Raw genomic sequence first — 12,023 nt, forward strand, 5'->3', positions numbered from 1 at the left:
CTCGGTCGTACGGCTGTGACAGCGCCCCAAAGGGGCGCGGGGCTGTATTTATATGCGGTTCCGCCGCGTGGGCGCGACCAGCCACGACGAAGCCGCAGCCGCCGGCCGGCAGTCCCCCCGAGTTCTACGCGTTCACAATCTCCTCAGGCAAGGAAAGATCCAGATCGACCGGCCGCTCCTCGCCCGAATGCGTGGCGGAAGACGCGAGCGGCCCATGCCCCGAAGCCCGTGCGGCCAGCACATAGGCCCCCTGTTCCGGCACGGCGACCGCATAGCTGCCGTCCTCGTCGGAGACGGTCGCCCCCGCCTGCCGCCCCCGCCGGTCGATCAGAGTGACCCTGGCCCGGGCGACCGGCGCACCGTCGGCATCCAGAACCCGTCCCCGGAAGCCCCGCAGCACCTCCTCGGCGCGCTCCAGCACGGCGTCCTCCTCGCTGCTGGCCCGCAGCTGAGTGTGCTGCTGACCCGGCCGGGAGGCCTTCGGCAGGAACAGGGCCATCAGCAGGCCCACCGCGACCGCGGCCGTGGCGATCAGGAAGGACACCCGGAACCCGTGCATGGTCGGGATCGCGATACCGCCCACGTTCTTCGCGGTGTTGGCGAGCACCATGCCGATGACGGCACTCGACACCGACGTGCCGATGGACCGCATCAGGGTGTTGAGGCCGTTCGCCGCGCCGGTCTCCGAGGCCGGGACCGCGCCGACGATCAGCGCGGGCAGCGAGGAGTAGGCGAGACCGATGCCCGCGCCGAGCACCACGGAGGTGACGATGGTCTGCCAGGCCGCGTCCATCAGGCCGAGCCCGCCGCCGTAGCCGAGCGCGATGATCAGCAGGCCGATGATCAGGGTGACCTTCGGACCGTACTTGGCGGACAGCCGGGCGTACACCGGAGCCGTGAACATCATCGTCAGGCCCAGCGGGGCCACGCACAGACCCGCGACGACCATGGACTGGCCGAGGCCGTAGCCGGTGGCCTTGGGCAGCTGGAGCAGCTGGGGCAGGACGAGGGAGACGACGTAGAACGCCACGCCGACCATGATCGACGCGAGGTTGGTGAAGAGGACGGCCGGGCGCGCGGTGGTGCGCAGGTCGACCAGGGGCGCCTGGATCCGCAGCTCGAACAGGCCCCACAGGACGAGGACCACGACCGACGCGGCGAACAGGCCGAGCGTCGTACCCGAGGACCAGCCCCAGTCGCTGCCCTTGGTGATGGGCAGCAGGAGCAGCACCAGGCCGGTCGACAGGCCGGTCGCGCCCAGCAGGTCGAAGGAGCCCTCGGCCCGCATCGGGGATTCGGGCACGACCAGGAGGGTCAGGACGATGGACAGCGCGCCGAGGCCGGCGGCGCCGTAGAACAGGGCGTGCCAGTTCGTGTGCTGGGCGACCAGGGCCGCGGCGGGCAGCGCGAGGCCGCCGCCGACGCCGATCGAGGAGCTCATCAGGGCCATGGCCGAGCCGAGCCTCTCGCGCGGCAGCATGTCCCGCATGAGGCCGATGCCGAGCGGGATCGCGCCCATGGCGAAGCCCTGCAGGGTACGGCCGACGATCATGGTGAGCAGCTGGCTGGTGAGCGCGCTGACCAGGGCGCCGACCACCATCACGGCAAGGCTGAGGATCAGCATCCGCCGCTTGCCGTAGAGGTCGCCGAGCCGGCCCATGATCGGGGTGGCGACGGCGCCGGACAGGAGGGTCGAGGTGAGGACCCAGGTGGCGTTGCTGGGCGCGGTGTGCAGCAGCTGCGGCAGGTCCTTGATGACCGGCACCAGCAGGGTCTGCATCACCGCGACGACGATGCCCGCGAACGCGAGCACCGGGACCACGGCGCCGCTCGCCCTCCGGGCCGGCTGGTCGGTCGTCGTGTGGGTCATGGAGTCGAGGCCTCCCCGTAGTGATAAGTGCTGGGTAAACCTCGTATGCGCAGGCAACTATTCCGTTGCTTCAGGCCTCTAATAAATCCTTGACCAGGTCATGGGTTTCTGATCGCTCGTCAGGGCGATGCTGCGAGGGGTGTAGGACGCACGACCCAGGCACCCGTGGTCCGAAATGCTGATGCAAGGACCGTAACCGGGTTGAGAGCATGACACCCATGCTGGAAGCCGCCGACACCGCACCCCTCATATCCCGCCGCACGGCCGCGCCGACCTGGCTGGTGGTGGCGCTCGCCTGCGCCGGACAGTTCCTGGTCGTGCTCGACGTGTCGGTGGTGAACGTGGCCCTGCCGTCCATGCGGTCCGGCCTCGGCCTGACCGCGTCCGGCCTGCAGTGGGTGGTGAACGCGTACGCCATCGCCTTCGCCGGGTTCATGCTGCTCGGCGGCCGGGCCGGCGACCTGTACGGGCGCAAGCGGATGTTCCTGGTCGGCCTCGGCCTGTTCACGCTGGCCTCGCTGGGCGGCGGCCTCGCCCAGGAGGGCTGGCAGCTGCTGCTGGCGCGGGCCGTGCAGGGGCTGGGCGCGGCGGTGCTGGCCCCCTCGACGCTGACCCTGCTGACGTCCGCGGTGCCGGAGGGGGCGGCGCGGGCGCGCGCGATCGCCACCTGGACCGCGGTCGGCGCCGGTGGCGGGGCCGCGGGCGGACTGGTCGGCGGGGTGCTCGTGGACGTGCTCTCCTGGCGCTGGGTGCTGCTGATCAACGTGCCGGTGGGCGCGCTGGTGCTGGCCGGCTCGGTGCGCTGGCTCACCGAGAGCCGGGCCGGCGACGGGCGGCGCCTGGACCTGCCGGGCGCGCTGCTGGTCACGGCCGGCCTCGCGACCCTCGCCTACGGCATCTCGCAGACGGAGGCCGAGGGCTGGACGTCCCCCGCAACGCTCCTCCCGCTGTTCGCCGGGTCGGCGCTCATCGCCCTGTTCCTGCTGGTCGAGGCGCGTACGGCGGCCCCGCTGATGCCACTCGGCCTGCTCCGGCTGCGCTCGGTCGCCTCGGCCAACGCGGCGATGTTCCTCAGCGGCTCGGCCATGTTCTGCATGTGGTACTTCATGACCCTCTACGCCCAGAACGTCCTCGGCTACACGCCGTTGGAGGCCGGGGTCGCCCTGGTGCCCAGCTCGCTGTCCGTGGTCGTCGGCTCCAAGCTGGCGCCGCGCCTGATGCGGCTCGCGGGCCCGCGGACCGTGGCGGCGCTGGGCACGCTGGTGGCCGCGGCCGGCTTCGGCTGGCAGTCGACGATGAGTGCGCACGAGGCGTACCTCACCGCGATCATGATCCCGGGGATCCTGATGATGCTCGGCGCGGGCCTCGCGGCGACGCCGCTCGCCTCCCTGGCCACGTCCGGGGCGGCACCGGGCGAGGCCGGTGTGGTGTCGGGACTGGTCAACACCTCGCGCACGATGGGTGGTTCGCTCGGGCTCGCCGTGATGTCGACCGTCGCCGCGGCCGGCACGGGCAGCGGGCACGGCCCCGAGGCGCTGACCGACGGCTATGCGCTGGCCTTCCGGGCCAGTACGGCGGTGCTGCTGGGCGGGGCGGTGCTGATGCTGGTGTGGCTGCCGCGGAGAATTTCTTCGACGTGAGGCAACGGTCCGGGCCGCCCATGGACTCCTTCTGACATCTAGGAGGTGCCCATGGGGGACGGGAAGCAGGCTCGGAACGAGGAGTTCCAGAGCTTCATGATCGGCCGCTGGCCGCGGCTGATGCGTACGGCATTTCTCCTCACGGGGGAGCAGCACGCCGCCGAGGACCTGGTCCAGTCGACCCTGGAGCGGGTCTATGTGTCCTGGCGCAAGGTCGGCGCCGCCGACGAACCGGAGGCGTACGTACGGCGCGTGATGATCAATCTGCATGCGCGCAAGCACCGGAGAAAACTCAAGGAGTTCCTGGCTCCCAGGGACGACTCGGGCCTGGTGCACGAGATCGCCGACACGGGGGACCGGATCGCGCAGGCCGACGACCGCAGCGCGCTGCTCAAGGCGCTCGCCCAACTGCCCGTGCGGCAGCGGGAGGCGGTGGTCCTGCGCTACTGGGAGGACCTGACGGAGACCCAGGCGGCCGAGGCGATGGGCTGCTCGGTCGGCACCGTGAAGAGCAACGCGGCCAAGGGGATCGCCAAACTCCGGGCCATACCGGGACTGGCCGAGACGGTGACGCACGGAGGGCGGAAGTGATGAACGCGGACCGGGAGAGCCACGACATGAACGGGACGGCCGACATGACGCAGACGGACATCGCCTTCCTCCTCGCGGACGCCGCGGACGAGGTCGAGATCGGCATAGCCCCCGTCCAGGCGGTCATCCGCCGCGGCCGGCGGCGCAGAGCCCGCCGCTGGGCGGTGGCAGCGGCCACGACACTGGTGCTGGCGGGATCGACCGGGGTGACGCTGGCGGTGACCGGGCTGCCCGGCGGCGGTCACGGGGACCGGCGGACGAGCGTGGCGGCCGAACCGTCCACCCCCGAGGCCCGGCATGTGGACATTCCGCAGGAAACGGAGTTGGCGCGCGGGACGGACCATGGCAAGAGCTGGCGTGTGGTCGTCTCCGTGTGGGGAGCGCCGCGGGACGAGTCGGAGGCGGCCGTGCAACTGGCCGCGATGCGCAAGTACGGCATCGAGTCGGCCGCGCTTCCCGACCACCGGCACCTGGTCGGCATGACCTCGTACTACTCGGGCCTCTACTACGGCGACAACCCGCTCAGAACGATCATTTTCCACACGGTGAAGAAGTGGGAGCCCGAGAGGGGCACGGGCCTGATGTCGGGGGCACTCCCCCTGGGCAAGGCGAACTCCGACGGCCCCGAGCGGCTCGTGGTGGGCGCGGTCGCCATCACCGCCCGGCAGGTCAGGTGCGGCTGGGAGGACGGCACCAGCACCGTGGTCGAGCCCCAGGCGGTGGCCGGCTCGCCGGTGGAGTGGTTCGCCTGCACGGCCCCGGAGGGCACGGCCTACCAGAACGCGGAGGTGATCCAGTAGTAGCGCACGTGACTCACAGCCACCCCTGCTGCCGGGCCTCCCGTACCGCCTCTGCCCGGTTGCGGGTGCCCGTCTTGCCGATCGCCGAGGACAGGTAGTTGCGGACGGTGGACTCGGACAGATGCAGCTTGTCGGCGATGTCGGCGACGGTCGCCCCGTCCACCGACGCCTTCAGCACATCGCACTCCCGGGCCGTCAGCGGACTGGGCCCGGCGCTGAGCGCGGCGGCGGCCAGCGCGGGGTCCACGACGGTCTCCCCGGTGAGCACGCGCCGGATCGCCGCGGCCAGTTCCTCCACGGGCCCGTCCTTGACCAGGAACCCGGCCGCCCCGGCCTCCATGGCCCGGCGCAAATAGCCGGGCCGGCCGAAGGTGGTGAGGATCAGCACCCGGCAGTCGGGCGCCTGCTCGCGCAGCTCGGCCGCCGCGTCCAGCCCGCTGATGCCCGGCAGTTCGATGTCCAGCAGGGCCACGTCCGGCCGGTGGGCGAGCACGGCGTCCACGATGCCGTCGCCCGAGCCCAGCTGGGACACCACCTCGATGTCCTCCTCCATACCGAGCAGCAGAGCGAGCGCGCCCCGCATCATGCCCTGATCCTCGGCGAGCAGCACCCGAATGGACTTGCCGGACCGGTGCTCCCGGGGCATCTCGTTCATGGGGTCAGGTTACGGCCGGGACCCCGGCCCACCGCAGCGCTCGGCACACCGGCCTCGCCGGACATCGCCTGGCCGATGCCCGAAGAGACGGGTTTCTTCCGGAAGTTGCTCAGGGCGCGGGCAGCCGTCGTCGATTAAAGACTTGGCATTGTCCGGTGCGGCGGGGGTTGACGGTCTCCGGCGGTACTCAAACAATCGCCCCTGCATTTCCAGGAATCCGTGCAATTTCCACCGTCGAATAGGTTCGGTATTTCGGTCGAACGACGTCCGGGATATCGAACGAGAGAATCCGAGGTGCACCGTGCCCGTGAGATCCCCCCACGTCCACCCGCGGCTGAGAAGCGCCGCCCTGTCCGTGCTCGCCGTCTGCGCGACCCTCGCCGCGCTGCTCCTCGGCGTCGGCGCACCCCAGGCCGCCGCCGCGAGCTCGCTGCCCTGTGACGTCTACGCCGCCGCCGGGACCCCCTGCGTCGCCGCGCACAGCCTGGTCCGGGCGCTGTACTCCTCGTACAGCGGTTCGCTCTACCAGGTGCAGCGGGCCTCGGACGGCGCCACCAAGGACATCGGGCTGCTGGCCGCCGGCGGATACGCGAACGCGGCCGCCCAGGACTCCTTCTGTTCCGGCACGACCTGCATCATCACCAAGATCTACGACCAGTCCTCCCGGCACAACGACCTCACGATCGAGGGTGCGGGCGGGGCCGGCGCGGCCGATGTCGGGGCGCCCGCCGACGCGCTGCCGGTGACCGTCGGCGGCCACCAGGTCTACGGCCTGGAGATCTCCGCCGGCATGGGCTACCGCGACAACTCCACCTCCGGCGTCGCCACCAACGGTGCCGCCGAGGGGATGTACATGGTGACCTCCGGCACCCACGTCAACGGCCGCTGCTGCTTCGACTACGGCAACGCCGAGACCAACAACAAGGACACCGGCAACGGCCACATGGACGCCATCAACTTCGGCACCGAGTGCTGGTTCTCCCCCTGCTACGGGCAGGGCCCCTGGGTGCAGGCCGACCTGGAGAACGGGCTGTTCCAGTCCGACGCCGGATACAGCAAGAACTCCGCCAACACCGGCACCGGACCCCTGCCGTTCGTGACCGCGCTGCTCAAGAACAACGGTCAGAACCATTTCGCGCTCAAATGGGGAAATGCACAATCCGGTGGGCTCACGACCACCTATTCCGGAGGTGAGCCGACCACGAGCGGATACTCGCCCATGCATCAGGAGGGCGCGATCGTCCTCGGGACCGGCGGCGACAACAGCAACGGCTCCATCGGCTCGTTCTTCGAGGGCGTCATGACCTCCGGCATCCCGACGGACGCCGCCGACGACGCCGTCCAGGCCGACATCGTCTCCGTCGGCTACGGCGGTGCGACCGGCAGCACCGGCACGCTCGGCGCCGGCTCCGAGATCTCGCTGCGCGCCACCACCTCCTGCTGCACCAGCGACTACGTCCGCCACCAGAACAGCGCCGGCGTCATCTCCTCCATCACCTCCAGCAGCTCCAGCCTGGACAAGAACGACGCCACCTGGATCGTGCGCAAGGGACTCGCCGACAGCTCCTGCGTCTCCTTCGAGTCGCGCAACTATCCCGGTGACTATCTGCGCCACTACAACTTCAAGCTCTACCGGCAGCCCATGGACGGCACCGCCCAGTTCCGGGCCGACGCCACGTTCTGCCCACAGGCCGGCAAGAGCGGCACCGGCACCTCGTTCGCCTCGTACAACTACCCGACGCGATATCTGCGCCACTACAACTACAACCTGTACATAGCGAGCGACGGCGGGTCCAACGACTTCGACAGCAGTACGTCCTGGACGAACGACGTCAGCTGGGCGGTCAGCGCGCCCTGGGCGCCGTAGCCACCGCCTCGGCGAACTCCGCCGACTCCACCGGGAGTTCGGCGGTCACCGTGAAACCGCCGCGCGGCGACGGGCCGGCCCTGAGTGAGCCGCCCGCCGCCGCGAGGCGCTCGGTGAGCCCCTTCAGCCCGGTGCCGCCGATGCCCTGCTGGGGCCGGCTGACGGCCTTGCCGCTGCCGTTGTCGGTGACGGTGAGCCGGACCTGCTCGGCGCCGCTGTCGACGGTGATCTCACAGCGGCCCGCGTCGCTGTGCCGGACCACGTTCGTCACCGCCTCGCGCACCACCCAGCTCAGCAGCGCCTCCGTCTGCGGTTCCAGCGGCACCCCCGACTGCCGTACCACCGGCTCCACACTCGCCGCCGACAGTGCCGAGCGGGCCCGGGTCAGCTCGGTGGCCAGGCTTCCCTCCCGGTAGCCGGTCACCGCCTCGCGGATCTCGGTGAGCGCCTGCCGGCCCACCGACTCGATGTCCGTGATCTGGCCCAGCGCCGCGTCCATGTCGCGCGGGGCCAGCCGCCGGGCCGCCTCCGACTTCACCACGATCACCGACAGCGTGTGCCCGAGCAGGTCGTGCAGATCCCGGGAGAAGCGCAGCCGCTCCTTCTCCACGGCGCGCCGGGCCAACTCCTCGCGGGCGGCGCGCAGTTCCCGTACCGCCTCGGACAGGCTGAGGATGGCGGCGGTCACCATGCTGGAGAGAAAGGTGCCGTAGGCGATGTTCACCGCGTCCGAGCCGTCGTGGACAGCGGAGACCGCACCCGCGTACGCGGCCAGCAGCACACCCGTACGGCCGAGCCACGGACCGCGCAGGGCCGCACCCGTCGCCAGCCCCAGCAGCGGGAAGAACATCAGCCAGTTGCCGCCGTAACCGAGCGCCAGACCTGTGGTCACCAGGCCCATGACGAGCAGCGCCACCCGGGTGGAGACCGCCTCGCGCTTCTCCCGTTCGAAGGAGCGGAAGGTGACGTAGATGTAGAGGCTGTTGAAGGTCAACAGGCCCAGGCTGCCGATCCACGGGTTCGGGGTCCTGCCCTGGAGGAGGTTGGAGAAGGACCCCATCCCCATCAGCAGCCAGGGCAGCAGGACGAAGCCGGTGGGCGGCGGGCCCGGATGGTCGACGTCCGGCTCCTTGCCCTCCTTCCGGGCGGCCCGCTGCGCGGCCCTGAAGCGCTCGTGCTCGGCCTTCCACCGGCGCCGCTCGGCCCGAAAGGCCTGTAGCTGGCACCGAACTCCACATGCCCACGTCATATCTTTCCCCCGGTCAAATGGGCCAAGCGGTCAGCATGATGATCGCACCGGTATCCGGTGCGTGCCCCTCTACGACGCTACGGATCCGGCCCCGCTCCCGGCAGATGCGCGTGTACGGACTACGGCAGTACAAATGTCACTGTCCCGCCGAGCCGATCTCCGGAGCTGACACAGCGTCAGGAGCCTTCACAAGTATGGAGCGCTGGGCTATACAGAGGGCGCCGGACTGGAACGCGTTCTAGATCGGCCCGTAGCGACCTCGGTGCGGCCGACGGTGCGGACGTCCGCACCGGGGTCTTGGACCGCCAGTGTCAGGAGCCGTATGCCCATCGACGCAAGCCGAGCCCTCGCGGCCGAACCCCGGACCGGCGAGATCTCCTGGACCACCAAGGACGTCCAGCTCTACCACCTCGGCATCGGCGCGGGAGCCGACCCCGACAAGAGCGCCCCGGCAACCGACCCCGACGAGCTGCGCTACACCCTGGAGTCCCGGCTGCACGTCCTGCCGAGCTTCGCCACCGTCGCGGGCTCCGGCGCACCCGGAGTGATCAGCGGGCTGTCCATGCCCGGCGTGGAGGTCGAGCTCGCCAAGGTCCTGCACGGCGGACAGACGCTGGAGATCCACCGCCCCATCCCGGCCGAGGGCAGGGCGACCGCGACCAACCGGCTCGCCGCCGTCTACGACAAGGGCAAGGCCGCCGTCCTGGTGCTGCGCACCGAGGTCGCCGACGCCGACGGGCCGCTGTGGACGAATGACGCCCAGATCTTCGTACGGGGGGAGGGCGGGTGGGGTGGCGACCGGGGCCCCTCCGTCCGTCTCGATCCGCCCGCAGGCGAACCCGACCGGACCGTCGAGCGCCCGATCCGCGAGGACCAGGCCCTCCTCTACCGCCTGTCCGGCGACTGGAACCCGCTGCACGCCGACCCCGAGTTCGCCAAGCTCGCCGGCTTCGACAAGCCGATCCTGCACGGGTTGTGCACCTACGGCATCACGCTCAAGGCGGTCGTGGACACGCTGCTCGGCGGGGATGTGAGCCGGGTGCGGTCGTACACCACCCGGTTCGCGGGCGTCGTGTACCCGGGGGAGACCCTGCGCATCCGCATGTGGCGGCAGGAGGGGAGCGTGCGGGTGGCCGTGAGCGCCGTCGAGCGCGGGGACGCGCCGGTCCTCGCGGACACCGTCGTAGAGCACTCCTGAAACCAGTGTCGAGGGGAGCCGCACCATGCGCGCAGCCGTACTGCACGAGATCGGCCAGGAAAAGCTGGAGGTCCTCGACGACGTCGAGGCGGTGGGCTTCGGCCCCGGCAAGGTCAGGGTCCGGGTGCGGGCGACCGGGCTGTGCCACTCGGACCTGTCCGCGATGAACGGGGTGCTGCCGCAGCCCGCGCCGTTCGTGCCGGGGCACGAGGGCGCGGGTGAGGTCCTCGAAGTGGGGGAAGGCGTACGGCACTTGAAGGTCGGCGACCGGGTCGTCATCTGCTGGCTGCCCGCCTGCGGCGCCTGTCCGGCCTGCAGGCGCGGGCAGACCGAGCTGTGCCTGGCCGGGTTCATGAACGCCGGTACCCCCAACTTCAGGCGCTCCGGCGGTGACGTCTTCGGCTTCGCCGGCACCGGCACCTTCGCCGAGGAGGTCGTGGTGGACGCCGGCTGTGCGGTGCCGATCCCGGACGACGTGCCCTTCGACATCGCCGCGCTGATCGGCTGCGGGGTCACCACCGGTCTCGGCGCCGCCCTCAACACCGCCGACGTGGCGGCCGGTTCGTCGGTCGCCGTCATCGGGTGCGGAGGCGTCGGCATCTCGGCGGTGCAGGGGGCGCGGCTGAAGGGCGCCGCCGAGATCGTCGCCGTGGACCCGGTCGCCTCCCGGCGTGAGTCCGCGCTGAGGTTCGGCGCCACCAAGGCGGTTGAGCCGGAGGCGCTGGCCGACGCCAAGCAGCAGGTCACCGGCGGCGAGGGCTTCGACTACGTCTTCGAGGTCGTCGGAAGGTCGGCCACCGCCCGCACCGCCTACGAGAACACCCGGCGCGGCGGCACCCTCGTCGTGGTCGGCGCCGGCGCCATGGACGACTTCCTGCAGCTCAACATGTTCGAGCTGTTCTTCGACGAGAAGCGCATCCTGCCGTCCATGTACGGCGGCGGTGACGTGCTGCGCTCCTACGAGCGCACGATCGCCCTGTGGCGGGCCGGCCGCGTCGATCTGGCGGGCCTGATCACCCACCGGGTCCGACTGACCGAGATCAACGAGGCGCTGGACCAGATGCGTACCGGGACGGCCCTGCGTACGTGCATCGAGATCTGAGGACGGGGACCGGTATGGCACTGCCATCCGAGGGGCCGTTGACGGGGTTGTCCGCCGTCGTCACCGGCGCCGGACGCGGGCTCGGCCGGGCCGAGGCCCTGGAACTCGCCCGGCTCGGCGCGGCCGTCGTCGTCAACGACTACGGGGGTCCGGCCGATGGGGGTCCCCCCGAGCTCGAGCGCAGCCGAGAGCTTGGGGGAGGCTCGGGGGAGGCCTCGGCGGGACCGGCCGAACAGGTCGCCGCCGAGATCCGCGCACAAGGCGGCCGGGCGGTCGCCCACACCGGCGACGTCGCCGACTTCCAACGAGCGCAGGAACTCGTCCAGTTGGCGGTCGGCGAGTTCGGCAAGCTGGACATCCTCGTCAACAACGCGGGCATCCTGCGCGACCGCATGGTCTTCTCCATGACCGAGGACGAGTGGGACTCGGTGATCCGCGTCCACCTCAAGGGGCACTTCAACACCACCCACTTCGCCGCCCGGCACTGGCGGGAACGGTCCAAGGCGGCCGGGGGAGGGCAGGTGTACGGGCGGATCGTGAACACCTCGTCGGAGGCGTTCCTCGCCGGCTCCGCCGGCCAGCCCAACTACGCGGCCGCGAAAGGCGGGATCGTCGGCCTGACCACCTCCACCGCCCTCGCCCTCGCCAAGTACGGCGTCACGGCCAACGCGATCTGCCCGCGCGCCCGGACCCGCATGACCGAGGACGTCTTCGCCGGGTTCGAGCGGCCCGCCGAGGGCCTGGACCCGCTGGCCCCCGAGCATGTCGCCCCGCTCGTCGGCTACCTGGCCTCGCCGGCCGCCGCCGGGATCAACGGCCAGCTGCTCGTCGTGCACGGAGGCATGGTCGCGATCGTCGAACGGCCCCGGGTGCGGGCGAAGTTCGACAGCAAGCAGGAGACGTTCAGCTACGACGAACTCGACGCGCTCCTCACCCCGCACTACACGCAGCGGCCGCCGGGGGAGACCTTCGCGGCGGCGGAGGTGCTGGGACTCAAACGCGGGTGAGAAAAGGAGAAGAGGGGGCGCCCGTCGGACGCCCCCTCTTCCGT

The 12,023-nt window shown here is 70.9% G+C and carries 10 protein-coding genes; 7 read left to right on the forward strand and 3 right to left on the reverse strand.

Going from position 1 to position 12,023, the window contains the following annotated elements; genetic code table 11:
- Positions 1-124 precede the first annotated feature (124 nt).
- Entirely contained in the window at positions 125-1,870 is a 1,746-nt protein-coding gene (locus tag ACZ418_RS03650; RefSeq protein WP_468356322.1) for an MFS transporter, read from the reverse strand.
- A gap of 209 nt (positions 1,871-2,079) precedes the next feature.
- Here ACZ418_RS03650 and ACZ418_RS03655 point away from each other — a divergent pair, with 209 nt between their 5' ends.
- From ACZ418_RS03655 to ACZ418_RS03665, 3 genes are read left to right on the forward strand one after another with little or no spacing between them, the layout of a single operon-like run.
- A complete protein-coding gene (locus ACZ418_RS03655; protein WP_468356325.1) occupies positions 2,080-3,510 on the forward strand; it encodes an MFS transporter in 1,431 nt (476 codons plus the stop codon).
- A 51-nt stretch (positions 3,511-3,561) separates the two neighbouring features.
- The gene (locus ACZ418_RS03660) at positions 3,562-4,101 is read left to right on the forward strand and encodes a SigE family RNA polymerase sigma factor (protein WP_468356328.1); all 540 of its coding nucleotides are present in this window, start codon (positions 3,562-3,564) and stop codon (positions 4,099-4,101) included.
- Positions 4,101-4,901 carry a hypothetical protein gene (locus ACZ418_RS03665; RefSeq protein WP_468356331.1) on the forward strand — a complete coding sequence of 267 codons (801 nt, stop codon included), beginning with the start codon at positions 4,101-4,103 and terminating at the stop codon, positions 4,899-4,901. Before ACZ418_RS03660 ends, ACZ418_RS03665 begins: the two co-directional genes overlap by 1 nt.
- A 13-nt stretch (positions 4,902-4,914) precedes the next feature.
- On the opposite strand, the gene ACZ418_RS03670 is transcribed toward ACZ418_RS03665, so the two are convergent.
- Positions 4,915-5,556: a response regulator gene (locus tag ACZ418_RS03670; protein ID WP_468356334.1), complete on the reverse strand. Its 642-nt coding sequence runs from the start codon at positions 5,554-5,556 to the stop codon at positions 4,915-4,917.
- A gap of 307 nt (positions 5,557-5,863) precedes the next feature.
- Between ACZ418_RS03670 and ACZ418_RS03675 the strand changes: the two genes are divergently transcribed.
- Complete coding sequence (locus ACZ418_RS03675) at positions 5,864-7,423, forward strand: alpha-L-arabinofuranosidase B (protein ID WP_468356337.1); 1,560 nt, start codon at positions 5,864-5,866, stop codon at positions 7,421-7,423.
- Here the strand turns inward: ACZ418_RS03675 and ACZ418_RS03680 are convergent.
- Complete coding sequence (locus tag ACZ418_RS03680) at positions 7,401-8,672, reverse strand: sensor histidine kinase (RefSeq protein WP_468356340.1); 1,272 nt, start codon at positions 8,670-8,672, stop codon at positions 7,401-7,403. The genes ACZ418_RS03675 and ACZ418_RS03680 overlap by 23 nt on opposite strands.
- A gap of 322 nt (positions 8,673-8,994) precedes the next feature.
- On the opposite strand from ACZ418_RS03680, the gene ACZ418_RS03685 reads away from it, so the two are divergent.
- Genes ACZ418_RS03685 through ACZ418_RS03695 form a run of 3 tightly spaced genes read left to right on the forward strand, consistent with a single transcriptional unit; the run spans position 8,995 to position 11,979 of the window.
- The gene (locus tag ACZ418_RS03685; protein WP_468356343.1) at positions 8,995-9,870 is read left to right on the forward strand and encodes a MaoC/PaaZ C-terminal domain-containing protein; all 876 of its coding nucleotides are present in this window, start codon (positions 8,995-8,997) and stop codon (positions 9,868-9,870) included.
- A gap of 25 nt (positions 9,871-9,895) precedes the next feature.
- The gene (locus ACZ418_RS03690) at positions 9,896-10,972 is read left to right on the forward strand and encodes a Zn-dependent alcohol dehydrogenase (RefSeq protein ID WP_468356346.1); all 1,077 of its coding nucleotides are present in this window, start codon (positions 9,896-9,898) and stop codon (positions 10,970-10,972) included.
- A 14-nt stretch (positions 10,973-10,986) separates the two neighbouring features.
- On the forward strand, positions 10,987-11,979 hold the full coding sequence (locus ACZ418_RS03695) for a 3-oxoacyl-ACP reductase (RefSeq protein ID WP_468356349.1): 993 nt from the start codon (positions 10,987-10,989) through the stop codon (positions 11,977-11,979).
- Positions 11,980-12,023: the final 44 nt, after the last annotated feature.

This window comes from Streptomyces sp. NPDC030820 (genome assembly GCF_055572075.1).